General features: G+C 42.1%; 25 protein-coding genes and 1 tRNA gene. 23 read left to right on the top strand and 3 right to left on the bottom strand.

Annotated features, from left to right (window positions below; all coding sequences use genetic code 11):
• Positions 1-103 precede the first annotated feature (103 nt).
• The 3 genes from arcC to O3644_RS04595 all read left to right on the top strand — a co-directional run bounded on the left by arcC (position 104) and on the right by O3644_RS04595 (position 4,133).
• Positions 104-1,051, top strand: coding sequence for a carbamate kinase (gene arcC / locus O3644_RS04605; RefSeq protein ID WP_045499180.1), 948 nt, complete (start codon positions 104-106; stop codon positions 1,049-1,051).
• Positions 1,052-1,263: 212 nt separating this feature from the next.
• Positions 1,264-2,778, top strand: a complete 1,515-nt coding sequence (locus O3644_RS04600) for a YfcC family protein (RefSeq protein ID WP_045499182.1) — start codon at positions 1,264-1,266, stop codon at positions 2,776-2,778.
• A gap of 20 nt (positions 2,779-2,798) precedes the next feature.
• Positions 2,799-4,133 (top strand): dipeptidase, encoded by a 1,335-nt coding sequence (locus tag O3644_RS04595; protein WP_247950725.1) that lies wholly within the window; start codon positions 2,799-2,801, stop codon positions 4,131-4,133.
• Between the two features lie 90 nt (positions 4,134-4,223).
• On the opposite strand, the gene O3644_RS04590 is transcribed toward O3644_RS04595, so the two are convergent.
• Positions 4,224-4,694 (bottom strand): arginine repressor, encoded by a 471-nt coding sequence (locus O3644_RS04590; RefSeq protein ID WP_005590761.1) that lies wholly within the window; start codon positions 4,692-4,694, stop codon positions 4,224-4,226.
• Between the two features lie 14 nt (positions 4,695-4,708).
• The gene (queA, locus tag O3644_RS04585; protein WP_148888376.1) at positions 4,709-5,737 is read right to left on the bottom strand and encodes a tRNA preQ1(34) S-adenosylmethionine ribosyltransferase-isomerase QueA; all 1,029 of its coding nucleotides are present in this window, start codon (positions 5,735-5,737) and stop codon (positions 4,709-4,711) included.
• 317 nt (positions 5,738-6,054) lie between these two features.
• Here queA and nagB point away from each other — a divergent pair, with 317 nt between their 5' ends.
• From nagB to O3644_RS04505, 16 genes are all read left to right on the top strand, one after another.
• Complete coding sequence (gene nagB / locus O3644_RS04580; RefSeq protein ID WP_371595167.1) at positions 6,055-6,762, top strand: glucosamine-6-phosphate deaminase; 708 nt, start codon at positions 6,055-6,057, stop codon at positions 6,760-6,762.
• Positions 6,763-6,867: 105 nt separating this feature from the next.
• Positions 6,868-8,211 carry a DUF1958 domain-containing protein gene (locus O3644_RS04575; RefSeq protein WP_371595166.1) on the top strand — a complete coding sequence of 448 codons (1,344 nt, stop codon included), beginning with the start codon at positions 6,868-6,870 and terminating at the stop codon, positions 8,209-8,211.
• A 232-nt stretch (positions 8,212-8,443) separates the two neighbouring features.
• The gene (locus O3644_RS04570) at positions 8,444-9,610 is read left to right on the top strand and encodes an MFS transporter (RefSeq protein WP_371595176.1); all 1,167 of its coding nucleotides are present in this window, start codon (positions 8,444-8,446) and stop codon (positions 9,608-9,610) included.
• 158 nt (positions 9,611-9,768) lie between these two features.
• The gene (locus O3644_RS04565) at positions 9,769-10,728 is read left to right on the top strand and encodes a competence protein CoiA (RefSeq protein ID WP_371595165.1); all 960 of its coding nucleotides are present in this window, start codon (positions 9,769-9,771) and stop codon (positions 10,726-10,728) included.
• 20 nt (positions 10,729-10,748) lie between these two features.
• A complete protein-coding gene (gene pepF / locus O3644_RS04560) occupies positions 10,749-12,551 on the top strand; it encodes an oligoendopeptidase F (protein WP_371595164.1) in 1,803 nt (600 codons plus the stop codon).
• Position 12,552: 1 nt separating this feature from the next.
• Positions 12,553-13,236: an O-methyltransferase gene (locus tag O3644_RS04555; RefSeq protein WP_371595163.1), complete on the top strand. Its 684-nt coding sequence runs from the start codon at positions 12,553-12,555 to the stop codon at positions 13,234-13,236.
• A 110-nt stretch (positions 13,237-13,346) separates the two neighbouring features.
• Positions 13,347-14,423, top strand: coding sequence for a peptidylprolyl isomerase PrsA (gene prsA, locus O3644_RS04550; RefSeq protein WP_313963344.1), 1,077 nt, complete (start codon positions 13,347-13,349; stop codon positions 14,421-14,423).
• 138 nt (positions 14,424-14,561) lie between these two features.
• Positions 14,562-15,140, top strand: coding sequence for an LURP-one-related/scramblase family protein (locus tag O3644_RS04545; protein WP_193388938.1), 579 nt, complete (start codon positions 14,562-14,564; stop codon positions 15,138-15,140).
• A gap of 33 nt (positions 15,141-15,173) precedes the next feature.
• The gene (gene alaS, locus O3644_RS04540) at positions 15,174-17,792 is read left to right on the top strand and encodes an alanine--tRNA ligase (RefSeq protein WP_048763564.1); all 2,619 of its coding nucleotides are present in this window, start codon (positions 15,174-15,176) and stop codon (positions 17,790-17,792) included.
• Positions 17,793-18,089: 297 nt separating this feature from the next.
• The gene (locus O3644_RS04535; protein WP_231089324.1) at positions 18,090-18,284 is read left to right on the top strand and encodes an aspartyl-tRNA synthetase; all 195 of its coding nucleotides are present in this window, start codon (positions 18,090-18,092) and stop codon (positions 18,282-18,284) included.
• 11 nt (positions 18,285-18,295) lie between these two features.
• Positions 18,296-18,502, top strand: coding sequence for a helix-turn-helix transcriptional regulator (locus tag O3644_RS04530; RefSeq protein WP_005590740.1), 207 nt, complete (start codon positions 18,296-18,298; stop codon positions 18,500-18,502).
• Between the two features lie 165 nt (positions 18,503-18,667).
• Positions 18,668-19,021 (top strand): PspC domain-containing protein, encoded by a 354-nt coding sequence (locus O3644_RS04525; protein ID WP_061909657.1) that lies wholly within the window; start codon positions 18,668-18,670, stop codon positions 19,019-19,021.
• Between the two features lie 15 nt (positions 19,022-19,036).
• Complete coding sequence (locus O3644_RS04520; RefSeq protein WP_371595162.1) at positions 19,037-19,780, top strand: DUF3169 family protein; 744 nt, start codon at positions 19,037-19,039, stop codon at positions 19,778-19,780.
• 209 nt (positions 19,781-19,989) lie between these two features.
• Positions 19,990-20,823: an ABC transporter ATP-binding protein gene (locus O3644_RS04515; protein WP_371595175.1), complete on the top strand. Its 834-nt coding sequence runs from the start codon at positions 19,990-19,992 to the stop codon at positions 20,821-20,823.
• Positions 20,816-21,508, top strand: a complete 693-nt coding sequence (locus tag O3644_RS04510) for an ABC transporter permease (protein WP_371595161.1) — start codon at positions 20,816-20,818, stop codon at positions 21,506-21,508. Before O3644_RS04515 ends, O3644_RS04510 begins: the two co-directional genes overlap by 8 nt.
• 13 nt (positions 21,509-21,521) lie before the next feature.
• A complete protein-coding gene (locus O3644_RS04505; RefSeq protein ID WP_371595160.1) occupies positions 21,522-22,082 on the top strand; it encodes a DUF3267 domain-containing protein in 561 nt (186 codons plus the stop codon).
• A 188-nt stretch (positions 22,083-22,270) separates the two neighbouring features.
• On the opposite strand, the gene ald is transcribed toward O3644_RS04505, so the two are convergent.
• Entirely contained in the window at positions 22,271-23,383 is a 1,113-nt protein-coding gene (ald, locus tag O3644_RS04500) for an alanine dehydrogenase (protein WP_371595158.1), read from the bottom strand.
• 175 nt (positions 23,384-23,558) lie between these two features.
• Here ald and O3644_RS04495 point away from each other — a divergent pair, with 175 nt between their 5' ends.
• From O3644_RS04495 to O3644_RS04480, 4 genes are all read left to right on the top strand, one after another.
• Positions 23,559-24,128 (top strand): GNAT family N-acetyltransferase, encoded by a 570-nt coding sequence (locus O3644_RS04495; RefSeq protein WP_371595157.1) that lies wholly within the window; start codon positions 23,559-23,561, stop codon positions 24,126-24,128.
• Positions 24,129-24,177: 49 nt separating this feature from the next.
• Positions 24,178-24,250 (top strand) — tRNA-Thr (locus O3644_RS04490).
• A gap of 138 nt (positions 24,251-24,388) precedes the next feature.
• Positions 24,389-24,886 carry an rRNA maturation RNase YbeY gene (ybeY, locus tag O3644_RS04485; RefSeq protein WP_015605451.1) on the top strand — a complete coding sequence of 166 codons (498 nt, stop codon included), beginning with the start codon at positions 24,389-24,391 and terminating at the stop codon, positions 24,884-24,886.
• Complete coding sequence (locus tag O3644_RS04480) at positions 24,867-25,271, top strand: diacylglycerol kinase family protein (protein ID WP_371595156.1); 405 nt, start codon at positions 24,867-24,869, stop codon at positions 25,269-25,271. Before ybeY ends, O3644_RS04480 begins: the two co-directional genes overlap by 20 nt.
• Positions 25,272-25,285 lie beyond the last annotated feature (14 nt).

Here is a 25,285-nt window from a genome sequence, read left to right as displayed (position 1 = left end):
GTCCTCTTTTATATGATGGAAATCTGTTATTTCTTATAAAAATTTGAAAAAATATTAAACCGAAATCTAAAGGCATTCAATTGAATGTGATAAAGGAGAATTTATGGCAAATCGTAAAATTGTAGTAGCTTTGGGAGGAAATGCGATTCTTTCTTCTGATCCATCAGCAAAAGCTCAACAGGAAGCTTTGGTGGAAACAGCTAAGCACCTTGTAAAACTGATTAAAAATGGGGATGATTTGATTATCACTCACGGTAATGGTCCTCAAGTTGGAAATCTTTTGCTCCAACACTTGGCGGCTGATTCTGAAAAGAACCCTGCTTTCCCACTCGATTCACTTGTTGCTATGACAGAAGGTAGCATCGGTTTCTGGCTGCAAAATGCCTTGCAAAATGCTCTTTTGGATGAAGGCATCGAGAAAGATGTTGCTTCAGTTGTGACACAAGTTGTTGTCGATAAAAATGACCCAGCTTTTGTTAACCTGAGCAAACCAATTGGTCCTTTTTATTCAGAAGAAGAAGCAAAAGCAGAAGCTGAAAAGAGCGGAGCGACTTTCAAAGAGGATGCTGGCCGCGGTTGGCGCAAGGTTGTTGCTTCACCAAAACCTGTTGATATCAAGGAAATCGAAACAATTCGTACCCTCTTGAATGCTGGTCAAGTGGTCGTTGCTGCTGGTGGTGGCGGAATTCCAGTCATCAAGGAAGACAACGGTCATTTGGCTGGTGTTGAAGCTGTTATTGATAAAGACTTTGCTTCTCAACGCTTGGCAGAATTAGTCGAAGCTGACCTTTTCATCGTCTTGACTGGTGTAGATTACGTCTTTGTCAACTACAATAAACCAGACCAAGAAAAGTTGGAACATGTGAATGTTGCTCAGCTGGAAGAATATATCAAACAAGACCAATTTGCCCCAGGCAGCATGCTTCCAAAAGTAGAAGCAGCTATCGCTTTTGTCAACGGTCGTCCAGAAGGAAAAGCAGTTATTACTTCCCTTGAAAATCTTGGCGCTTTGATCGAATCTGAAAGCGGAACAATTATTGAAAAAGAATAAGCTATTTTACTAGTAAAATATATGGTATTTCTAACGTCTTTATATCAAGTTAGGAATATTTCTTGAAAATAAGTGCGATATTTTCAAAAAATACTAGTTTTTTAGACCTTAATGTGGTAAAATAAATATAAATAGAAAGCGTTTTTCTTAAATATTTATTTAAGAAAGTGGTTGGTTTTTTGCACTTTGTTAGACATTAGGAGGAAAAACAAATGAGTGAAAAAGCTAAAAAAGGGTTTAAGATGCCTTCATCTTATACCGTCTTGTTGATAATCATTGCTATTATGGCAGTGTTGACTTGGATCATCCCTGCAGGTGCCTTTGTGGATGGTGTTTACAAAGCTCAACCTCAAAATCCGCAAGGGATTTGGGATGTTCTCATGGCACCGATTCGGGCTATGCTAGGTACTCATCCAGAGGAAGGTTCGCTGATTAAAGAAACAAGTGCAGCGATTGATGTAGCCTTCTTCATCCTCATGGTTGGTGGTTTTCTTGGTGTTGTCAATGAAACTGGTATGCTAGACACTGGTATTGCTTCTATTGTGAAGAAGTACAAGGGCCGCGAAAAAATGTTGATTTTGGTTCTCATGCCTTTGTTCGCCCTCGGTGGTACAACTTATGGTATGGGTGAAGAAACTATGGCCTTCTATCCTCTTCTTGTGCCAGTTATGATGGCTGTTGGATTTGATAGCTTGACTGGGGTTGCCATTATCTTGCTCGGTTCACAAATTGGATGTTTGGCATCTACCTTGAACCCATTTGCGACAGGTATTGCTTCATCAACTGCAGGTGTAGGTCTTGGTGAAGGGATTATCCTTCGTTTGATTTTCTGGTTTGCTTTAACTGGTCTTAGCACTTGGTTCGTTTACAAGTATGCTGACAAGATCCAAAAAGATCCAACTAAGTCTCTTACTTATGCAACACGTGATGAAGATATGAAATTCTTCAATGTTGGTGAAGACGAAGAAAACGTTAATTCAACTCTTACTAAGAAACAAAAACATGTCTTCGTACTCTTTGTTCTTACTTTCGTCTTGATGGTCTTGAGTTTCATTCCATGGAGTGACTTAGGTATTACTCTCTTTGGAGACTTAAATACTTGGTTGACTGGTCTTCCAGTTATCGGTAAGATTGTTGGCTCATCTACAGCTGCTTTGGGTACTTGGTATTTCCCAGAAGGCGCAATGCTCTTCGCCTTTATGGGTATCCTTATCGGTGTTGTTTATGGTCTTAAAGAAGACAAGATTATCTCTGCCTTCATGAATGGTGCTGCTGATTTGCTCAGTGTAGCCTTGATCGTAGCGATTGCCCGTGGTATCCAAGTTATCATGAACGATGGTATGATTACTGATACTATCCTCAACTGGGGTAAAGAAGGCCTGAGCGGTCTGTCTTCACAAGTCTTTATCGTTTTGACTTATATCTTCTATCTGCCTATGTCATTCTTGATCCCATCTTCATCTGGTCTTGCCAGCGCGACTATGGGTATCATGGCTCCGCTCGGAGAATTTGTCAATGTACGTCCTAGCTTGATCATCACTGCTTACCAATCTGCTTCAGGTGTCTTGAACTTGATTGCACCAACATCTGGTATTGTGATGGGAGCTCTTGCACTTGGACGTATCAACATTGGTACTTGGTGGAAATTCATGGGCAAACTTGTAGTTGCTATCATTGTAGTGACCATTGCTCTCCTTCTCCTTGGAACGTTCATTCCATTCCTATAAAGAGTGAGTGAGGTGATTCCATGAAAACATATATAACGAATCAAGTTAAAGATGAGTTTCTTACATCATTAAAGACTTTGATTTCCTACCCTTCGGTACTTAACGAGGGAGAAAATGGAACACCTTTTGGACAAGCAATTCAAGATGTCCTAGAAAAAACTTTAGGGATTTGTCGAAGTTTAGGTTTCACTACCTATCTTGACCCTAAAGGTTATTACGGATATGCAGAAATCGGTCAGGGAGCAGAGCTCCTGGCCGTTCTCTGTCATTTGGATGTTGTTCCATCAGGTGATGAAGCGGATTGGCGGACACCGCCATTCGAGGCAACTATCAAAGACGGCTGGATCTTCGGACGTGGTGTCCAAGATGATAAGGGACCATCTATGGCTGCTCTTTATGCAGTCAAGGCTCTGTTAGATAGCGGAGTAAAATTTAAAAAGCGGGTTCGTTTTATCTTTGGTACGGACGAAGAGACACTTTGGCGCTGTATGGGGCGGTACAATGAACTCGAAGAAACAGCGACGCTTGGCTTTGCACCAGATTCTTCTTTCCCTCTGACCTATGCTGAGAAAGGCCTCTTACAGGTCAAGCTGCATGGTCCTGGTTCTGATCAGCTGGACTTAGAAGCAGGAGAGGCCTTTAATGTTGTGCCTGGCAAGGCCAGCTATCAAGGAGAACTTTTGGAGCCGGTCGTGGCAGGTTTGCAGGCAGCTGCTTTTGAATACGAGCAAAATGACCAACAAGTCACTGTTCTCGGTCTACCTAAGCATGCCAAGGATGCAGCTGAAGGTATCAATGCTATTGTTCGGCTAGCGACAGTTTTGCAGCCTTTACAAGCTCATCCTGCTCTGGCCTTTATTGCAGAAGCGGTGGGAGAAGATGCGACTGGTAGCCGTTTATTTGGCGACATTTCAGATGAACCCTCTGGTAGACTCTCCTTTAATATTGCAGGTCTGACGCTGAACTCAGAAAAGTCTGAAATCCGTATTGATATTCGGATTCCTGTCTTAGCGGATAAAGATCAGCTAGTAGCACAACTAGCGGAGATTGCTGGGCGCTACCAGCTTGACTATGAAGAATTTGACTATCTGGCTCCGCTCTATGTACCTAAAGATAGCGAACTGGTCAGCACCTTGATGGCTATCTACCAAGAAAAGACTGGCGATACTAGTCCAGCCATGTCCTCTGGTGGGGCAACCTTTGCTCGGACTATGCCAAACTGTGTGGCCTTTGGTGCTCTTTTCCCAGGAGTAGAGCAGACGGAACATCAGGCCAATGAACGAGCGTCTTTGGAAGATCTCTATCGTGCGATGGATATCTATGCTGAGACTATTTTCCGCTTGGCAGGAGAGTAAAATTGCTAGGATAGATATCAGTGTTGCGAATTTTTCCAAGTAAAAACTGTGAATCAACACGAAAAAGAGTTGGATATTCCAACTCTTTTGTTATTTACTAAAGAAAAATGGGGGTGCAAATTCTTTGAGTTTATCAAAGCATTCGATAGCAGCTTGATTATCTTCGCAGATGATCAGGCAGACATCGTCTCCGCAGACTGTAGCAACAATCTGGGGTAATTCCAGAGCGTCTAAAATGGCACCAAAAGATTGGGCTAGTCCGGGTAAGGTTTTCATGACGACTTGATGCTGAACGGGGCGGAGCATGACGAGGGCATCTTCCATATAGAAGCGCAGTCTTTTCTCCCAACGAGAAGGGGCGATACTGTTAATGACATAGTAGGATTTGTCATTTTCGGTCACCTTGACTAGATTGAGAGTTTTCATGTCACGAGAGAGAGTAGACTGGGTGACAATGACACCATTTGCTTCCAGTAGTTCTTGGAGTTCCTGCTGGGTATGGACTCTTTTTTCCATGATGAGGGAGCGAATGAGGCGATGCCTACTTTCGATTTTATTCATAGATTCACCTGTATTTATTTGATAAACATAGCGTCGCCAAAGCTAAAGAAGCGGTAGCGCTCAGTGATAGCATGCTCATAGGCTTGCAGTGTCAGTTGGCGTCCAGCAAAAGCTGATACCAGCATGACAAGGGTTGATTTTGGCAAGTGGAAGTTGGTTGAAAAAGCATCGACAATCTTCCACTGATAGCCCGGTTTGATAAAGATATTGGTCCAGCCGGAGTCTGCTTGGATTTGACCCTCAAATTTGCTGCCGATTGTTTCCAGTGTTCGGATAGAAGTGGTACCGACAGCAACGATGCGGTGGCCGCTTGCCTTGACTTGGCGCAGGGTCTCAGCTGCTTCTTCAGACAAACTATAAAATTCGGAATGCATCTCATGCTCTTCCAGATTGTCAACTGATACGGGACGGAAGGTTCCGAGCCCGACATGCAGCGTCAGATAGACAAGTTTAACGCCTTTTGCCGCAATTTTATCCAGCAATTCCTCTGTGAAATGGAGGCCAGCGGTTGGAGCAGCGGCGGAGCCGTTTTCTTTAGCATAGACTGTCTGGTAGCGTTCACGGTCTTCTAGCTTCTCGTGGATATAAGGTGGCAGGGGCATTTCACCCAAACTTTCTAGGACTTCTAAGAAAATGCCCTGATAATCAAAGCGAACGATCCGTCCGCCGTGTTCTAGCTCTTCTGTAACAGTAGCAGTCAAACGACCATCACCGAATGACACACGCGTTCCGACTCTGAGTCGTTTGGCTGGCTTGGCTAGGACTTCCCAGAAGTCTCCTTGGGTATTTTTCAAGAGTAGGAGTTCTACATGACCGCCAGTTTCAGGTTTGGTTCCATAAAGGCGGGCTGGTAGGACACGGGTGTTATTCATAACCAAGGCATCACCTGGCTCAAGTTGGTCAATAATATTGTCAAAATGTTGGTCACTAAACTGGCCAGTTTCCCGATCTACAATGAGCAGGCGAGAAGAGTCTCGCTTCTCCAGAGGGGTTTGAGCAATCAGTTCTTCCGGCAAGTGAAAATCAAAATCAGCAGTATTCATTCTATCTCCTTAAATAGTTCTCATGATCCAAATATAGTAGGCGGCAAGTAAAAAGGGAATACTGATAAAGAAAATTCCCAGGCATAAAAAAATTAGTTGCCAACCTAGATGTTTTTTTAAGAAAAGCCCAGCGGTAAAAAGGGCAATTCCCAGTAAAAAGATTATAATCATTGGTAATAGCATGCTTTTATTATACCATGATTTGACGCTAAGTCTCTCAGTAAAATTTGAAAAAATTAAGTAGAATCTACTTGACAAAAATTGGTCTATACCATATAATAAAATAAGGAATCAATCAAGAAAAATAGGAGAATAGAATGAAAGTTATTCGTGTTGAGAATCAAGTAGAAGGCGCAAAGGTAGCTTTAGAAATCTTGAAAGAAAAGCTAGCTCAGGGGGCCAAAACATTGGGGTTGGCAACAGGAAGTAGCCCGATTGAGTTTTACAAGCAAATCATTGCCAGTAACCTAGATTTGTCAGAGCTGACCAGTGTAAACTTGGATGAGTATGTGGGACTTTCAGAAGATAATCCCCAATCTTACCGTTACTTTATGAATGAGCAGCTATTTAATAAAAAGCCTTTCAAAGAAAGCTTTTTGCCAAACGGTGCAGCAGAAGATGTGGAAGCAGAAGTGAAACGCTACAATCAAGTCTTGGCTGATCATCCAGTAGATTTGCAAATTTTGGGAATTGGGACCAATGGTCATATTGGCTTTAATGAGCCTGGAACTAGTTTTGATAGCACTGTCCATATTGTCGATTTGGAGCAGTCAACTATCCAAGCGAACGCTCGCTTCTTTGAAAAGATAGAGGACGTACCGACTCAAGCCATCTCAATGGGAATTCGGAATATCTTAGATGCAAAATCAATCATCCTCTTTGCCTATGGCGCTTCTAAAGCTCAAGCCATTGCAGGAACAGTCCGAGGAGAGGTAACAGAAGCTGTGCCAGCTAGCGCCCTTCAAGGCCATGAAGATGTCGTGATTATTGCAGACAAAGAAGCTCTAAGTTTATTAGAAGCTTAACAATCTATTTCCTATCTAATTTTTAGGTGGGATTTTTTATATTTATCAAAAACCTGATTAAAAATATGATATACTAGTTAGGAATGATTTTTTTGGAGGATAAATGTGAAGAAGAAGTTTTTGGTGTTTGGATTGATTTTGTCTGCCTTTCTATCACCGCTTTCTGCTGCGGCAGATGAATTGGTAGATATGGCACGAAAAATGTATCCCAATGAAAATGTACAAGCAATCAATCGCCCTAAGTCATCTTTGATGATTGACGGAAATACGGGCGATATACTGTGGCAGGATAACATTGATGAGGTTCGCGATCCAGCCAGCATGAGTAAGATCATGACCTTGTACTTGGTTTTTGAAGCCATTAAAGAGGGAAAACTCAGTTTAGATACGGTGATTAAGGCGACACCGCAAGATCAGGCGGTTGCGGGAATTTATGAAATTTCCAATAATAAAATCGTGGCTGGAGTCAATTATACTGTTTCTGAGCTGATTACCATGACAGTTGTACCCTCTTCTAACGCAACAACAGTGATGCTGGCAAATTACCTATCAGATAACGATCCCGATGCTTTCTTGGACAAGATGAACGCCAAAGCGCAAGAACTAGGCATGACCAACACCAAATGGTTTAATGCCAGTGGTGCTGCGGCAGTTTCTTTCAAGGGTTATTATACACCTCAGAGATATAACAATTATGTTAGCAACCAAACAACTGCGCGTGATTTAGGGATTTTAGTTTATAATTTTGTAAAGAACTATCCAGATATTTTAAACTATACCAATCAGGCTAAAGTAACTGTCAAGGCTGGGACGCCTTATGAAGAAACGTTTGAGACTTATAATTACTCATTGCCGGGTGCTCGCTACGCTCTGGAGGGAGTAGATGGTCTGAAGACGGGCTCAAGTCCGAACGGTGCCTTCAACTACATTGCAACTGTCAAGCGCGGAAACCAGCGCGTGATTGGCGTTATCATGGGCGTTGGTGACTGGGCTGACCAAGATGGTGAATATTATCGCCATCCATTTGGAAATGCCTTGATCGAAAAATCTTATGCTGACTACGAGTACAAGAAACTGTTCTCTAAAGGGAAGCAGGAGATTGATGGAAAAACTTACAATCTGCCAGAAGATTTTTATGCGACAATCAAAAAAGATGCGAAGGCGAAGCCTGTAGTTGAGAATGGTGTCTTGAAGGCCGGAAATGATCTATACACGCTCTCTCCAAAGATCTCTGATGAGATGAAAGTGGAGGAAGTAGATGCTTCTGTTACCCAGTCTGCCAAAGAAGAAGTCACTAAGAAAGAAAATAATAAAACTTGGTATAGTGACTTGCTGAGCAACCGCTGGTTAATTGCCTTACCAATTGTCATTATTTTCCTGATTTTCTATATCGAGAATCGGAAATCGAGAAAAGCTAAAGCAAGAGCTAGAAAGCAAAGATTTAAATAAAGGCTTGTGCTTATTTTGCAAGCTGAGATAGAGGCTGGGACAAAAGTCCTAGCCTCTCAATTGTCTTTGGATTGTCGAGCAAGACGCAGTGGTTGAGTGGGCTCTACTACGCTGATTTCATCAGCTTTTACAGCCCTACTCAACTGTGCGGAGGTGGGACGACGAAATCGAATTCTAACGAATTACCGATTTCTGTCCCACTCTCTATTCTATTTTTGGAGAGGTTTTGATGATGGGGAAAAAGTTTTCTAATAGCTATTTGGCTTATTTTTTGATGTATAATTTTTATTTTCTGTCCAATTCATTGTTTTCGACCTTGATATCCGTTTATATGCTGGATAAGGGGTACACGGCTGGTCAAGTATCTATCGTCGTATCAGCTTCTTTCTTTTCTTCCATGCTGGCTCAGCCAATCATGGGGGTGTTAACTGATACACTTGGCATCAAGAGAGTTTCGCTTATCAGTTTTTTCCTGATTATCCTGGGAGATATCTTTTTCATGGAGGCTGATAATCTATGGCTCTTAGCCATCTGGTATAGTTTTGTCTTGATGCTCATCAATGGGGTGGGTACCGTGATGGATGTGCTGGCAACCCAAAGTCCTTATAAATATGGGAAAATTCGAATTTGGGGAACAATCGGTTATGCCGTCGGTTCACAGCTGGCAGGTTTGATTTATAAGAATATTTCTCCCCAGGCCATCTATCTGGTCTTTATCGGGACTATGTTGCTGAGTATTTTAGGAGTTCTTGGCATGAATCCCAAGCGAGATAGATTAACTAAAAAGGGTGAAAAACGAGGCCATTCACTTTTTTCAGCCATTCTTAAAAACAGAACCTATCTTTTTTATCTTTTCCTTGTTGCCCTTTACTCTGGTGTAGGCAATACAGGGCATACCTATATTCCTTCCATGCTAGAATCCAGTGGCTTGAGTGTTGATTGGGCAACGACAGTCGTAGCTGTCTCTGTATTGTGTGAGGCGCCCTTAATCTTTTATTCCTATCTTTTCATGGATAAGATAGCTGTCAAAAAGTTGCTCTATATCTGCTTAGGTATGATGCTTCTTCAGTATGCGGTTTATGCTTTAAACTTTGGCTTAGGCTCGAAAATCGTAGTCACTCTGCTTTCCAAGCATGCTTCTGGTATGGTACTGACTATGCTTAGCCTGCGCATCGTGGCAAATTTGGTAGATGAAAAATATTTGGTGACCGCTTTTGCGTTACTACAGACAGGGAGAAATCTAGGAACAATTTTCATCCAGAATATGTCAGGGTCTATCTTAGATCGTTTTGGCTATGGTAGTATGAATTTCATGTTGGCAGCCATTATAGGTCTAGTGCTCTTGCTTGCTCTCTTCTTGAAAGTTCCTGAAAAAAAGAATCAGAATTTATTTGGATAAGAAAAAACGAGTCTGGAATTTTTTCAGCTCGTTTTTGTTTGGGTATATTACATAAGTGAGAGAATAAATAATACTTCGTTCCATTTCACAAGCCCTCTCTTTGGTGTTTTAATTACGAATAAAGATATAAAAGATATTGTTTTGAAAGGGAAATGCTCATGTTACTTGCGAAAAATGAAGAGGGGATTTTGCTGAATGCGATGGAAAATCAGCCGTCTCTAGGCGAACAACTCTTTTGTCCTGCCTGTTCGGGAGCGGTCCGCTTCAAAAAAGGAAGGGTCATGCGACCGCATTTTGCTCATGTTTCTCTTGAAAATTGTTCGTTTTATACGGAAAATGAAAGTGCGGAGCATTTGAATTTGAAAGCTGGCCTTTATGGCTGGGGGAAGCAAAGCCAAGAGGTTCAGGTGGAGGCCTTTTTACCTGAGATAAGGCAGATTGCTGACCTTTTGTTGGACGGTCGTATAGCCCTGGAGATCCAATGCAGTTCACTCAGTCAGGAAAGACTTGAGGAAAGGACGCTGTCCTATCGCCAGCATGGCTATCAGGTACTCTGGCTCTTGGGCAAGAAATTATGGTTAAAACAGTCGCTGACGAAACTGCAAAAGGACTTTCTTTATTTCAGTCAAAATATGGGCTTTCATCTTTGGGAATTGGATGAGAAAAAGCAGGAGCTTCGACTTAAATATCTCATTCACGAGGACTTGCATGGGCGTGCTCAGTACAAAGTCAAATCCTTTCCTTTTGGCCAAAGTTGCCTGTTATCCGTCTTGCGCAGCCCCTTTCAGAAGCAGGAGCTAGAGAGTTATCTGGCTAGGCAGGATCCTGAAATCTGTCGCTATGTTCGTCAGCAGCTTTATTATCAGCAGCCTCGTTGGATGAAGCTCCAAGCCCAGCTCTATCAAAAAGGAGACAATCTTCTAACCAAGTCGGCCGAGGATTTTTATCCGCAGGTTCGGCCTGTCCAAGCTAGCTCCTTTTGCCAAATAACAAGAGACTTAACGCCCTATTACCAGCACTTTCATCGCTATTATCAGGCTGAAAAAAATAAGCAGCTTCAAATTATCTATCCACCGGTATTTTATGCGAGGATTTCCCCCACTTTTATGATAAAATAGAAAAGATGGAGGAAATTTCTATGGCAAAACAAAGAAATGAAATTGAAGAAAAATATACTTGGGATTTGAGTACCATTTTCCTAACAGATGAAGCCTTTGAAGCGGAGTTGGCGCAGGTTTCAGAAGAAGTGAAGAAAGCAGCTAGTCTGGCTGGGCATTTGCTGGATTCGGCTGACAGTCTTTTGACAACGACAGAAATCCAGTTGGACTTGATACGTCGGATTGAAAAGCTTTATTCTTATGCTCACATGAAGAACGACCAGGATACTCGTGTGGCTAAGTATCAAGAATATCAGGCTAAGGGGATGACTCTTTATAGCGAATTCGGTCAAAGCTTTGCCTTCTATGAGCCCGAATTTATGGCGATTACAGAAGAGCAGTACCAAGCTTTCTTGGCTGAGCAGCCAGGTTTGCAGCTGTATCAGCATTATTTTGACAAGCTTTTGAAAAAGAAAGCCCACATCCTGACACAGCGCGAAGAGGAGCTATTGGCCGGTGCTGGTGAAATTTTTGGCGCAGCGGGCGAAACTTTTGCTATCTTGGATAATGCGGATATCGTCTTTCCGATGGTGCATGACGAAGATGGAAATGAAGTTCAGCTCAGTCACGGCAACTATATCACCTTAGTCGAGTCTAAGAACCGAGAGGTCCGTAAGGAAGCCTATGAGGCTCTTTACAGCGTCTACGAGCAGTACCAGCATACCTATGCTAAGACTCTGCAGACCAATGTTAAAGTTCACAATTACAATGCGAAAGTCCGCAAGTTCTCCTCTGCCCGTGAAGCAGCCTTGTCAGCGGACTTTATTCCAGAAAGTGTATACGATAGCTTAGTTTCAGCTGTCAATAAGCATTTGCCTCTTTTGCAGCGTTATATCGCTTTACGAGCAAAGATTTTAGGTATTTCTGACTTGAAGATGTATGATATGTACACACCTTTGTCAGAGACAGACTATAAGTTCACTTATGAGGAAGCCTTGGCTAAGTCTGAGGAAGTCCTGGCTATTCTGGGTGAGGATTATCTGAGCCGAGTGAAGACAGCTTTTTCAGAGCGCTGGATTGATGTTCATGAAAATCAAGGCAAGCGCTCAGGAGCATACTCAGGTGGTTCTTATGATACCAATGCCTTTATGTTGCTCAACTGGCAGGACACGCTGGATAATCTCTTTACCTTGGTGCATGAGACAGGCCACAGTATGCACTCCAGCTACACCCGTGAGACCCAGCCTTATGTCTACGGAGACTACTCTATCTTCCTAGCTGAGATTGCTTCGACGACCAATGAAAATATCCTGACAGAAAAGCTTTTGGAAGAAGTAGAAGATGATGCAACCCGCTTTGCTATCCTCAATCACTTTTTGGATGGCTTTAGAGGTACGGTCTTTCGTCAAACCCAGTTTGCTGAGTTTGAGCACGCTATCCACAAGGCTGACCAAGAAGGTCAAGTTTTGACCAGCGAGTTTCTCAATGAGCTCTACGCTGACTTGAACGAGAAATACTATGGACTGAAAAAAGAAGATAATCCACAGATTCAGTATGAGTGGGCACGGATTCCGCATTTCTACTATGATTACTATGTTTTCCAATACTCTACAGGCTTTGCAGCTGCTTCTGCCTTGGCTGAAAAGATTGTCCATGGCAGTCAGGAAGACAAGGACAAGTATCTGGACTATCTCAAAGCTGGGAATTCTGACTATCCGCTTAATGTCATCAAAAAAGCAGGTGTGGATATGGAAAAAGAAGACTACCTAAATGCTGCTTTTGCTGTCTTTGAGCGTCGCTTGGACGAATTCGAAGCCTTGGTAGAAAAGTTGGGACTGGCATAAGATGGTCGAGACTTATAATCAAAACTCTAATCCTAATATGCGCCGGCCAGTGGTCAAAGAAGAGATTGTAGACTTTATGAGACAACGACTCCAGCCAGTTTCTGGTGGACTCAAGGAGCTGGAGGATTTTGCCAGAGCTGAAAATGTACCCGTGATTCCTCATGAGACAGTGGCTTATTTCCGACTGCTACTTGAAAGTCTGCAACCAGAGAAGATTTTAGAAATCGGAACGGCTATCGGTTTTTCGGCCCTTTTGATGGCGGAACATGCGCCTCAGGCTCAGATTACGACTATTGACCGCAATCCAGAGATGATTGAGCTGGCCAAGGCTAATTTTGCTAAATATGACAGCCGTCAGCAGATCACCCTGCTGGAAGGCGATGCAATGGACCTGCTTGAGACACTGGAGGATTCCTACGACCTTGTCTTTATGGACTCTGCCAAGTCCAAGTATGTGGTCTTTCTGCCTCAGGTTCTCAAGCGCCTCAATCCTGGTGGTCTGGTCCTCATTGATGATGTTTTCCAAGGCGGTGATGTTGCCAAGCCTTTTGAGGACATTAAGCGTGGTCAACGGGCTATTTACCGAGGACTGCATAGCCTGTTTGACGCAACTTTGGATAGTCCAGATTTGACTGCGAGCTTGCTTCCTTTAGGAGATGGGCTGCTTATGGTTAGAAAAAAATAATCCCTTCACTTTTTTCTTGATTTCCAAAAATTTTTAGGAAAAATTAAGATATCAAGTTGGATTTGTGGTACAATAGACAAAGTGAATTTATTGAAGGAGTAGATAAAATAATGAAGAAAAAAATCCTTACAGGAGCAGTAACTCTCTTTTCTGTAGTGGCTTTAGCAGCATGTTCACAAACAGCAAAAGATAAAGATATTGTGACAATGAAAGGTGAGACAATCACAGTCAGTGAATTTTACGATCAAGTAAAAAATAATGGTGCCTCTCAACAAGTTTTGCTTCAAATGGCAATTAAGCAAGTTTTTGAAGAAAAGTATGGCAAAAAAGTGACGGATAAAGAGGTTGAAGAAGCCTTTGAAAAAATGAAATCCGCTTATGGTTCTGCCTTCCAAAATGTTCTTGCTCAAAGCGGATTGACCGAAGATGCCTACAGAGACCAGATCCGCGCAAATAAATTAGTTGAATACGCTGTTAAGAAAGCAGCTGAAAAAGAGTTGACAGATGACAACTACAAGGCTTTCTTTGAAACGTATACACCAGAAGTAACGGCTCAAATTATCAAGGTGGACAGTGAAGAAAAGGCTAAGGAAGTGCTTGAAAAAGCTAAGGCTGAGGGAGCAGACTTTGGTCAGTTGGCCAAGGAAAACTCAACCGACAAGGACACCAAAGATAAGGGCGGCGAGGTGAAATTTGATTCAACCTCAACAACAGTTGCGGATGCCGTTAAAAAAGCTACTTTTGCTTTGGAAGAAAATGGCGTTTCTGATGTAATCACTGTACGAGGTAAGCAGAACTATTCAGCAAGTTACTACATTGTTAAATTGGTGAAGAAAACTCAAAAATCTGCAAAATGGACAGATTACAAGAAGCAACTAAAAGAAGGAATCCTGACTCAAAAACAAAACGATGCAAGCTTTATTCGTTCTGTTATTTCTAAAGAATTGAAGGAAGCGAATCTGAAAGTGAAGGATCCAGCTTTCCAAAATGTCTTTGCCCAATATGTAGAAGGGGATACTTCTAGCTCATCGTCTAAAGAAGAAAGCAAGTCTCAGTCTTCTAGTTCAGAAGAAAAGAAATCACAATCTTCTAGCTCGGAAGAAGCAAAATCTGGGGCTTCAAGCTCAGAAGAAAGCAAGTCAGAAGCTGCTCATACTGAAGAAAACCCAGCTCCTGCAGCAGAATAAGCTTGACGAAAAGCCAAGAAGTCAGTATAATAAAATTATTGAGAATTGATTTTCTAAATCTCAGCTCAGAGAATTGGCGGTGCTGCGAGCCATGTGAGAGGAAAATTCATGCTACTCATGTTTCAAACTAAATAGCTAATGAGAATGACAAGTTCATTGAATGAAGGTGGTACCGCGGTTTTTCGCCCTTCAGACAAAGAGCTTGTCTTTTATCTTGACTCTGGAGGTAAAGCGATGAAGACCTATCTTGTCAAACAGAAATTTCGCCTAGGTGGCGAACGCTTTGATATCAAGGACGATCGAGGTAACATAGATTACCAAGTAGAAGGATCATTTTTCCAGATTCCGAAGAGCTTCACCATCTATGATGCCCAAGGACAGACAGTTAGTCAGATCAGCAAAATCTTTCTAACATTTTTGCCTCGGTTTGAAATAAAGCTCAGTGACGGGACTAGCTTTTATATTCGCAAGAAACTGACCTTCTTTCGTGATAGGTATGAGTTTGACAATTTAGGCCTCAGGATTGAGGGCAATATCTGGGATTTAAATTTTAAATTACTAGATGATCGCGATCAAGTCGTGGCAGAGATTACCAAGGAACTTTTCCATCTGACCTCCACTTATCAGGTGAGTGTCTATGATGAGGCTTACTCAGATTTGGTTATTTCCCTCTGTGTCGCCATTGACTATGTGGAAATGCTGGAAAGTTCATCATAAAAAAACATTAAAAAGATTTAAGGAGAAAAATAAATGAAACAAATGTCTAGTGCTCAAATTCGCCAAATGTGGTTGGATTTCTGGGCAAGCAAAGGCCACTCTGTAGAACCATCAGTTAGCTTGGTTCCAGTAAATGACCCGACTCTTTTGTGGATTAACTCTGGGGTAGCAACTCTTAAGAAATATTTTGACGGGACCATTATCCCTGAAAATCCACGTATCACCAATGCGCAAAAAGCGATTCGTACAAACGATATTGAAAACGTAGGGAAGACTGCGCGTCACCATACCATGTTTGAAATGTTGGGGAACTTCTCTATCGGGGATTACTTCCGTGACGAAGCCATCACTTGGGCTTATGAACTCTTGACAAGCCCTGAGTGGTTTGACTTCCCAGCTGAAAAACTCTACATGACTTACTATCCAGACGATAAAGATTCTTACAACCGCTGGATTGAAGTGGGAGTGGATCCAAGTCACTTGATTCCAATCGAGGACAACTTCTGGGAAATCGGTGCGGGACCTTCTGGACCAGATACTGAGATCTTCTTTGACCGTGGAGAAGCATTTGACCCAGAAAATATCGGTATTCGCCTGCTTGCAGAAGATATCGAAAACGACCGTTACATCGAAATCTGGAACATTGTTTTGTCTCAATTTAACGCGGACCCTGCTGTTCCTCGTAGTGAGTACAAGGAATTGCCACATAAGAACATTGATACGGGCGCTGGTTTGGAGCGTTTGGTGGCGGTTATTCAAGGGGCTAAGACCAACTTTGAAACAGACCTCTTCATGCCGATCATTCGTGAAGTTGAGAAGTTGTCTGGTAAGGTCTACGACCAAGATGGCGACAATATGAGCTTTAAGGTTATCGCTGACCACATCCGTTCTCTTTCATTTGCCATCGGTGATGGTGCTCTTCCTGGAAATGAAGGTCGTGGCTATGTCCTTCGTCGTCTTCTCCGTCGTGCTTCCATGCATGGTCAAAAATTGGGTATCAACGAGCCTTTCCTTTACAAACTAGTTCCAACTGTTGGAAAAATCATGGAAAGTTACTACCCAGAAGTACTTGAAAAACGTGATTTTATCGAGAAAATCGTTAAGAGCGAAGAAGAGTCATTTGCTCGTACCCTTCACTCAGGTCAACACTTTGCCCAAGGCATCGTAGCAGACTTGAAAGAAAAAGGTCAAAGCGTTATCGATGGACAAGATGTCTTTAAACTCTACGATACATACGGATTCCCAGTGGAGTTGACAGAAGAAATCGCTGAAGAAGCAGGTATGACTGTCGACCGTGAAGGTTTTGAAGCAGCTATGAAAGAGCAGCAAGAACGCGCGCGTGCGTCAGCTGTCAAAGGTGGCTCAATGGGAATGCAAAATGAAACCCTTCAAAACATCACAGTTGAAAGTGTCTTTAACTACAATGCGAGTCAATTGCCGTCTAAGTTGGTGGCTATCGTAGCTGATAATGCTGAAGTTGAAGCTGTTTCAGAAGGAACTGCCTCTCTTATCTTTGCAGAGACTCCATTCTACGCTGAAATGGGTGGACAAGTAGCTGACCACGGTCAAATCTTGGATGCTGCAGGAAACGTCGTGGCTACTGTAACAGATGTTCAAAAAGCACCAAACGGACAACCATTGCATACAGTGGAGGTTCATGCTCCGCTTGCTTTGAATCAAGAATACACACTGAGCATCGACAGTAATCGTCGTCTTCGTGTCATGAAGAACCACACGGCGACTCACTTGCTCCATGCCGCTCTTCACAATATCCTTGGTCACCATGCGACACAAGCAGGATCTCTGAACGAAGTCGAATTCCTTCGCTTTGACTTCACACATTTCCAAGCAGTAACTCATGAAGAATTGCGTGCCATTGAACAGCAAGTCAACGAGAAAATCTGGGAAGCAATTGCAGTAGAAACTGTTGAGACAGATATTGACACAGCAAAAGAAATGGGAGCTATGGCCCTCTTTGGGGAGAAATACGGTAAAGAAGTTCGTGTCGTTACCATTGGTGACTACTCTGTTGAGCTCTGTGGTGGTACCCACGTTGGCAACACTTCTGAAATTGGCCTTTTCAAGATTGTCAAAGAAGAAGGAATCGGATCAGGAACTCGTCGTATCTTGGCAGTGACTGGTAAGGAAGCCTTTGAAGCCTATCGCGAGCAAGAAGACGCTCTGAAAGCAGTAGCAGCAACCTTGAAAGCACCGCAACTCAAGGAAGTACCTCACAAGGTTGAAGGCCTTCAAGAGCAACTTCGTCAATTGCAAAAAGAAAATGCAGAGTTGAAAGAAAAAGCTGCAGCTGCAGCTGCAGGCGATGTCTTCAAGGATGTGAAGGAAGTCAACGGTCAGCGTTACATCGCTAGTCAAGTTTCTGTATCAGATGCAGGTGCCCTTCGTACCTTTGCGGATAACTGGAAACAAAAAGACTACTCTGATGTGCTTGTCCTAGTTGCCGCTATCGGTGACAAAGTCAATGTTCTTGTAGCTAGCAAGACAAAAGATGTGCATGCAGGAAACCTTGTCAAAGAATTGGCTCCAATCGTCGATGGACGTGGTGGTGGTAAACCAGATATGGCCATGGCAGGAGGAAGCAACCAAGCGAAAATCCAAGACTTGTTGGATGCAGTAGCAGGTAAGTTGTAGTATGATTTTTAAGATCAGGATTCAGTCCTGGTCTTTTTTACTTCTTATTTTGTAAAGGATCTAAGTCTTTATGACAAAAATATTTATTTTTTTGACAAATATGCTTGTCAAAAAGGAAAGAATCTGTTACAATGTATTTAAGTTAAGAAGAAAAGATAAAAGGAGGAACTAATGGAGATACTGTTTTGGTGTCTACTTCCGATATTTTCTGGTTTGTGGCTGATGTCATCCAGTGAATTGAAAAATGTAAAAAGGAAGTTGAAACGTTTAGAGAGAAATAAAGAAAGGAGTGGAGAAATGTCACGTTTTTTTAAAGAAATGATTGGGAAAAAACCGATCATCATTGGTGAAGTTTTCGGGACAGATTGCTGGGAGGTAGTTGATGCTGATGACGATTGGGTTAAGTTGAGTAAGACCAATAAAAAAGGTCAAACAAGAATCAAGCTCATGCGAATTGACGATATCAAGTCTGTTGAACTGAAAGAAGACTGAGAGGTGTTGTCATGAAGCTGAAAAATCGACTCAAAGAGCTGAGGGCCAGAGACGGGCTGAATCAAACCGACTTGGCCAAGAAAGCCGGCGTGTCACGGCAGACGATTAGCTTGCTGGAGCGGGATGAATACACGCCCTCCGTGGTCATTGCTCTCAAAATTGCTCAGATTTTTAACGAAAGTGTCGAAAATGTCTTTCGCCTAGTGGAGGAAGAGTAGATAGTCAGGAAAAATCAGTTGCTGGAGATAGTTTATGCTAGCCATCTTGTCATGAAGACAAGCAAGCTTTCATATCATAGTGATTACTTGTCTGATCCTGATAAGTTGAGTAAGTATATTAGTGCTTTTCCGCAAGTGACGGAAAGTAAAACAAGGAGAAAAACAATGCAAGAATTTATGGAAAACTTTAAAGTTAACGAAGAACAAGCAAAAATTGCTGGTGTTTGCGCAGGTTTGGCGGATTATTTTGGGATAAAGGTAGCTTATATTCGTCTAATTTTCGCAGTTGTAGTGCTAGCATCAACTGAGCTAGGGATTTTTGTAGCCTTGGGCTATGCCTATCTGGCAGGATGGTTCCAAAAGGATTATTTGTGGAATAAAATGAGCCAAAAAGTCAGAAATCACTTTATTTTTCTAATGACAGTGCTGATTATTTTACCTTTATTTGGCCGTGAAATACTGGAAACTGCCTCTGACTTTATTAGCCAAGTCATGGCTTGGCTGACTGCGCTTATTTAAGAATAGGAGAAAACAATGTCAACAAAGAAAAGAATATTGAGAAATATCGGCATCTTCATTCTTGCTGCTATATTAGGAGGAGGAGTAGTCGGTTTTATAATGACTCATTTTGAGCATTTCTCTTGGCCGACCGTCTTAAATGTTGAACTGCTGAAGAACATTGGTCGAGCGAGTTTATTCATTCTCTATCCCGTAACCTTTTTCTTGCTCTATCAGACGCATAAAGTTCACGGAGCTTACCAGAGAGAAGAAGATGATGACAGAAGCTATGAGCTCTATCGTCAAACTTTCAAAACCCTAGAATATGCGACGATTTTATATAATATCTCGTCTGCTCTGACTCTATTCACCCTCTTTGTAGGAGTGAGCTACCTAGGTCCGCTACTAAGGTCAGAAACGACGATTCACATTCCATTTTATGATATTGCACTGTTTCTTGCTTTGATTTTAGGTCAAATTCTTGTATTGAAAACCACTCAGAAGGTTCGTCAATATAAATTATCTGCTATGCCAACCATTGAGGAGATGAAGGACTATGCTCTGTCTTATGATGAAGGGGAGTTGCAGGCTCATTATGAACAAAGCTTTTTAACCCTCTTCAATCTCAATCAGCGCCTCATTCCAGGTCTTTATATCTTGCTCTTTATTCTTGGAGTTGGGACACCAATGCAGGTCGTATCTGGTATGATTGTCTTAACCATTATTTTTGTCTATATCAATGTGGACTCCTATCAAGCAGTTAAAAGATATTTCAAATAAGTTGTTTGTCGGTCAAAAAGGAGTTCATCTGAAATTAGTAAGCTTTATCTTTCCTAGTATCTATATTGGACTGATACTGCTAAATTTCCTATTCCAATTGGATACGATTTTGGCTTGGCTTGCGGTATCGGTCATCTATCTTTATGTTACTGTCAGCCAGTACAAAATCGTTAAACGTTATTATAAGTAAGAAAGTGAGAAGAGGCCTTATGTCACAAGTGATTCAAGTAGAGAATATTTCTAAAAGTTTTGGAGAGAAAAAAGCTTTAGAACGGATTAATTTTCATATCAATCAAGGAGAAATTTTCGGATTTTTAGGACCATCTGGCTCGGGAAAAACAACTTTAATTAACATCCTGACAGGCCAGCTTGATGCCGACAATGGTCAAAGTAAAATCCTTGGTAAAGCCTCAGATGCTATTAATGCTCAGGATTTGGTGAAAATTGGCCTAGTATCTGATACAAGTGGCTTTTATGAGAAGATGACTCTCTATAAAAACCTGCAGATATATGCGAAATTATACGATTTAAAAAATGAACGGATAGATGAAGTTTTAGAGCAGGTTGGTCTGTTAGAAAGCAAAAATATTGTAGCAGAGAAACTTTCGACAGGTATGAAGCAGCGGATGTTTCTAGCTCGAGCTCTTTTAAATAATCCTGAGGTCTTATTTTTGGATGAGCCAACGAGTGGGCTTGATCCCCGTACTTCCAAGGTGATTCATGAGCTTTTGCTTGAGCTGAAGAAAAAGGGAACAACCATTTTTCTGACGACGCATGATATGCATGAAGCGAGCGCCCTTTGTGATAGACTGGCCCTGCTAAATAAGGGAGTATTAGTAGAATATGGCAAGCCGAAAGCTATTATTCAAAAATATAACACAGCCAAGAAAGTTAAAATTAGCTATGAAAATGGAGAAACCGAGCAAATTTCGTTCTCAGAATTGGCTACAAAAGACCTAAAATTGGCCATTACAGTACATTCTTGCGAACCTACATTAGAAGAAATCTTTATTCAATTAACAGGAGAAAAACTAGATGTATAAAAAAATTAAAGCTCTCACATGGCTGCGTACTCAGATTTTATTGACAAATTCTTCATTGCTTATGTCTGTCTTGCTGCCCTTTGGCCTCCTCTTTTTGTACAATATGATTTTAAATAAGAATGGCAATGCAGGTCAAGGACTATTGAAAATGATCCTGCCTATGACCTTTGCCATGAGTGGCGGCTACATGGTGTCTATTATGATGGCAGAGGACAAGGAGAAGCGCAATCTAAAGACCTTGATGTTGAGCGGGGTTCGTTCTACTGAATACCTCTTATCCATGCTGGTTTATCCCTTCCTATTTACAGTCGTTGCCTTGCTTTTTTTCCCATATTATTTGCATGTAGACCTGTCTGGCAAATGGCCTGTCTATCTTGTGATCAATCTCTTCATTATTGTTATTATCCTTTTAATCAATCTTTTTATTGGTGGTATTTCCAAGACACAATCTCAAGCTCAGGTTTATAGTTTATTTCCGCTGTTGCTGATTAGTTTCGTACCTCTATTTGCTAGTTTTGATAAAACAATACAGCACATTCTACGGTTTACTTTTATGAATCCATTTATCAACTTCTTTGAAACAGGAGACTATTCATTTAAAATTGAAGATGTCTCTAATTTGGTGATTTGGCTTCTTATTTTTATCAGTGCAAGCACCTATGTCTTGAGTAAAGGTCGAAAATAATGGAGGAGCTTTTATGAAATTAATTAAAAAAATCAACTTTATGGAAGAAAAGAAATATGTAATCGGTCTAAATGTAGTGGGGCTCTTACTGATTTTTCCTTTCTCAATGCTTTTTGCGAAATTGACCCAGCTAATCTTCCGTGCAGACCATTATGATTTTTCGGGTCTAGATCTTGCCTATTTTTTAGTTTTTACCTTTATCCTTATCGTCATCCATGAGTACATTCACGGTTTCTTCTTCAAGTTTTTTGGTAAAGGGAAAGCCAAGGTCAAGTTTGGTTTTAAAAATGGGATGGCTTATGCGACTAGTCCAGGAACTTTTTACAATCGTAAGGACTTCTTGGTCATTGGTTTGGCTCCCTTTGTTTTGATTAGCCTGCTCCTGACATTATTGGCTATGCTGGGCTTGCTCAGTTCAACTCTCTACATGCCTCTGGCTAGTATTCATGCAGCGGGATGTGTTGGTGACTTTTACATCGCTTTGCTGCTGTTGGGCCAGACTGAGGATATTCTGGTCGAGGATACTGAGGTTGGGATGAACTTTTACCAGAAAGAAGAGCCTAGTCAGGACTAGCAATCACAAGTGTTGTATGCCTTTTTTAAAATGTCTATTAAAGAGTAATATACTTGATAATTTAAAGATGTGGAGCAATGTTGATCTTGTCTAAATGGATGGCAGCGTGATACTAATTTCAAATTTAAGACAAATGAAACCCGAAGGACTAGAAGTTCCTTCGGGTTTTGTATATAAGAGAAAAATGATTAGACAAGTTCGTCAATAGAAGTGTAATTGAGATTCAAGCCTTCTGCAACTGGTCGACTAGTGATGTGGCCGTGATAGGTTGTGACACCTTCACGCAATCCAGCGTCGTCTGCAATAGCTTGTCTGAAGCCCTTGCCAGCCAGTGCTTCGATATAAGGAAGAGTAACATTGGTCAGAGCAATAGTAGAAGTGCGGGCTACGGCACCAGGGATATTGGCTACTGCATAGTGGAGAACACCGTGTTTTTCATAGACTGGCTCATCATGGGTGGTCACGCGGTCAGCAGTCTCGATAACGCCACCTTGGTCAACAGCCACGTCAACAATAACAGAACCAGGGCGCATTTGCTTCACCATATCGTCAGTCACCAGTTTTGGAGCCTTAGCACCAGGAATGAGCACAGCTCCAATCACGACATCAGCTTCGCGGACGCTTGCCTCGATGTTAAATGGATTGGACATGAGAGTTTGAATTTGGTTGCCAAAGACTTCTTCTAGCACAGATAGACGTTTGGCACTAATATCGAGAATCGTAACTTGAGCGCCTAGTCCCAGAGCGATACGGGCTGCATGAGTTCCTACGACACCGCCTCCGATAATGGTAACTTTACCTTTTGGCACTCCTGGTACACCGCCAAGGAGAACGCCAGAGCCACCTGTCTGCTTGGTTAGGAAATGAGCTCCGATTTGAACCGCCATACGACCAGCAACCTCACTCATAGGTACTAAGAGTGGTAGTTGTCCTTGTCCATCACGCACAGTCTCGTAGGCTACCCCGGTAGTTTTGGCAGTTACCATAGCTTGGGCTAATTCGGGAGCAGCGGCCATGTGCAGGTAAGTGAAGAGTAGAAGGTCATCACGCAAGAATTGGTATTCAGCTTCCAGCGGTTCTTTAACCTTAACAACCAACTCAGCTGCCCAGGCTTCAGCAGCAGTGGCAACGATTTTTGCACCTTGCTTTTCATAGTCTGCATCTGCAAAGCCAGATCCAAGTCCAGCATTTGTCTCAATCAAAACCTGATGGCCTTTTCCTACAAGACTGTGTACACCAGCTGGCGTCAGGGCAACGCGATTTTCATTATTTTTAATTTCTTTTGGAATTCCGATTAACATAGAGCTTTACTCCTTTTTCTAACGCTAGGATCTCCGAATACAGGACTACAAAGGGACCTAGGTCAATTATTGTGATGTTTTCATTTTAAAGGAAACTATCGCAAAAAGCAAGAAAAAAAGGATTGTTTTGAGCAGGGAATTATGCTATTCTGTTAAGAAAAATTAGGAGGAAGAGATGGAAAATATCTATGTCAAGCTAAGTCAGCATTCTAGACTGGAAACGGAACGATTGATCTTGCGTCCAGTGACTTTGGATGACGCTCCAGCCATGTTTGAATATGCTTCTGATGAGGAGAATGTCCGCTATACCTTTGAGGCTAACAAAAATCTAGAGGAAACCCGCAATAATATCGCCCTGTTTTACCTAGCTAGTCCTTTGGGGCGCTGGGGCATTGAGCTGAAGGAGACTGGCGACTTTATCGGAACGATTGACCTGCATAAGATCCGCTTGGACTTGAAAACGGCAGCTATCGGCTATGTGATCCATAAAAAATACTGGAATCGGGGCTACACGACTGAGGCCACTCGGGCAGTGCTTGAGCTGGTTTTTGAAGAAATCGGCATGAACAAATTGGTGGCCTTACATGATATCGATAATCCTGCCTCTGGTCGTGTCATGCAAAAGTCAGGCATGATCTTTTCGCACGAAGAGCCTTACGCAGCCCTGGACAAGCATGAGGAGGGACGCATAGTGACGCGGCTGCATTACTATCTGACCAGAGACCAATATTTCGCAAAAAAGTGAGAAAGAATATTGACAAGTGCCTATCTACATGATATAGTAGATAGGTAATGCTGATTTAGCTCAGTAGGCAGAGCGCATCCATGGTAAGGATGAGGTCGCCGGTTCGATCCCGGCAATTAGCACTAGATAAAGAGGTTGAGATTTTCTCAGCCTTTTTTGGTTTTAAATTAGGATTTCTCCTAGTTTAAAATGTATGCTTGCGTCCTCATAGGCGCCCAAATATGGTATAATAAAAGTAATATTAGCAAGGCAGGTAAAATATGTATATCGAAATGGTGGATGAAACCGGTCAGGTTTCTCAAGAAATCATCAAGCAGACTCAGGAAATCTTGGAGTTTGCAGCTCAGAAAACAGGCAAAGAAAATAAGGAAATGGCTGTGACCTTTGTGACCAATGAGCGCAGCCATGAGCTCAACCTGGAATACCGAGACACAGATCGGCCGACGGATGTCATCAGTTTGGAATACAAACCAGAACTAGATATTGCCTTTGACGAGGAAGATTTGGCGGACAATCCTGAGCTGGCTGAGATGCTGGAGGATTTTGATGCTTATATCGGCGAGCTCTTCATTTCGGTGGACAAGGCGCGGGAGCAGGCAGAAGAATATGGCCACAGCTTTGAACGGGAGATGGGCTTTTTGGCGGTGCATGGTTTTCTGCATATCAACGGCTATGATCATTATACGCCGGAAGAAGAAGCAGAAATGTTTGGCTTACAGGAAGAAATTTTGACAGCTTATGGACTTACAAGACAATAAAAATAACAAGCGCAAGTGGAAAAATCGAGATGTCATATCGAGTTTGGAGTTCGCTCTGACGGGGATTTTCACCGCTTTTAAGGAAGAAAAGAATATGCGGAGCCATGTTCTTTCAGCTTTAGCTGCCATTATTGCAGGTCTGATTTTTCGGATTTCAGCGACGGAGTGGCTCTTATTGCTGCTAAGTATTTTTTTGGTGATCGCTTTTGAAATCATGAATTCAGCTGTTGAAAATGTTGTGGATCTGGCTAGTGATTATCACTTTTCTATGCGGGCTAAGAATGCCAAGGATATGGCAGCTGGTGCAGTTTTGGTGGTTTCTGGTTTTGCAGTTATCACAGGTTTGATTATCTTTTTGCCAAAACTGTGGGATATTATTTTTTAGAGAAGGAATAGAAC

This window comes from Streptococcus sp. 27098_8_113 (genome assembly GCF_041432545.1).
GTDB lineage: Bacteria > Bacillota > Bacilli > Lactobacillales > Streptococcaceae > Streptococcus.
This window is presented reverse-complemented; position numbering and strand designations above follow the sequence as displayed.

Excerpts from the sequence above, each read along its gene's own strand:
- arcC (WP_045499180.1), top strand. The coding sequence starts at position 104 with ATGGCAAATCGTAAAATTGTAGTAGCTTTGGGAGGAAATGCGATTCTT.
- O3644_RS04600 (WP_045499182.1), top strand. The coding sequence starts at position 1,264 with ATGAGTGAAAAAGCTAAAAAAGGGTTTAAGATGCCTTCATCTTATACC.
- O3644_RS04595 (WP_247950725.1), top strand. The coding sequence starts at position 2,799 with ATGAAAACATATATAACGAATCAAGTTAAAGATGAGTTTCTTACATCA.
- O3644_RS04590 (WP_005590761.1), bottom strand. The coding sequence starts at position 4,694 with ATGAATAAAATCGAAAGTAGGCATCGCCTCATTCGCTCCCTCATCATG.
- queA (WP_148888376.1), bottom strand. The coding sequence starts at position 5,737 with ATGAATACTGCTGATTTTGATTTTCACTTGCCGGAAGAACTGATTGCT.
- nagB (WP_371595167.1), top strand. The coding sequence starts at position 6,055 with ATGAAAGTTATTCGTGTTGAGAATCAAGTAGAAGGCGCAAAGGTAGCT.
- O3644_RS04570 (WP_371595176.1), top strand. The coding sequence starts at position 8,444 with ATGGGGAAAAAGTTTTCTAATAGCTATTTGGCTTATTTTTTGATGTAT.
- O3644_RS04565 (WP_371595165.1), top strand. The coding sequence starts at position 9,769 with ATGTTACTTGCGAAAAATGAAGAGGGGATTTTGCTGAATGCGATGGAA.
- pepF (WP_371595164.1), top strand. The coding sequence starts at position 10,749 with ATGGCAAAACAAAGAAATGAAATTGAAGAAAAATATACTTGGGATTTG.
- O3644_RS04555 (WP_371595163.1), top strand. The coding sequence starts at position 12,553 with ATGGTCGAGACTTATAATCAAAACTCTAATCCTAATATGCGCCGGCCA.
- prsA (WP_313963344.1), top strand. The coding sequence starts at position 13,347 with ATGAAGAAAAAAATCCTTACAGGAGCAGTAACTCTCTTTTCTGTAGTG.
- O3644_RS04545 (WP_193388938.1), top strand. The coding sequence starts at position 14,562 with ATGAGAATGACAAGTTCATTGAATGAAGGTGGTACCGCGGTTTTTCGC.
- alaS (WP_048763564.1), top strand. The coding sequence starts at position 15,174 with ATGAAACAAATGTCTAGTGCTCAAATTCGCCAAATGTGGTTGGATTTC.
- O3644_RS04535 (WP_231089324.1), top strand. The coding sequence starts at position 18,090 with ATGTCACGTTTTTTTAAAGAAATGATTGGGAAAAAACCGATCATCATT.
- O3644_RS04530 (WP_005590740.1), top strand. The coding sequence starts at position 18,296 with ATGAAGCTGAAAAATCGACTCAAAGAGCTGAGGGCCAGAGACGGGCTG.
- O3644_RS04525 (WP_061909657.1), top strand. The coding sequence starts at position 18,668 with ATGCAAGAATTTATGGAAAACTTTAAAGTTAACGAAGAACAAGCAAAA.
- O3644_RS04520 (WP_371595162.1), top strand. The coding sequence starts at position 19,037 with ATGTCAACAAAGAAAAGAATATTGAGAAATATCGGCATCTTCATTCTT.
- O3644_RS04515 (WP_371595175.1), top strand. The coding sequence starts at position 19,990 with ATGTCACAAGTGATTCAAGTAGAGAATATTTCTAAAAGTTTTGGAGAG.
- O3644_RS04510 (WP_371595161.1), top strand. The coding sequence starts at position 20,816 with ATGTATAAAAAAATTAAAGCTCTCACATGGCTGCGTACTCAGATTTTA.
- O3644_RS04505 (WP_371595160.1), top strand. The coding sequence starts at position 21,522 with ATGAAATTAATTAAAAAAATCAACTTTATGGAAGAAAAGAAATATGTA.
- ald (WP_371595158.1), bottom strand. The coding sequence starts at position 23,383 with ATGTTAATCGGAATTCCAAAAGAAATTAAAAATAATGAAAATCGCGTT.
- O3644_RS04495 (WP_371595157.1), top strand. The coding sequence starts at position 23,559 with ATGGAAAATATCTATGTCAAGCTAAGTCAGCATTCTAGACTGGAAACG.
- ybeY (WP_015605451.1), top strand. The coding sequence starts at position 24,389 with ATGTATATCGAAATGGTGGATGAAACCGGTCAGGTTTCTCAAGAAATC.
- O3644_RS04480 (WP_371595156.1), top strand. The coding sequence starts at position 24,867 with ATGGACTTACAAGACAATAAAAATAACAAGCGCAAGTGGAAAAATCGA.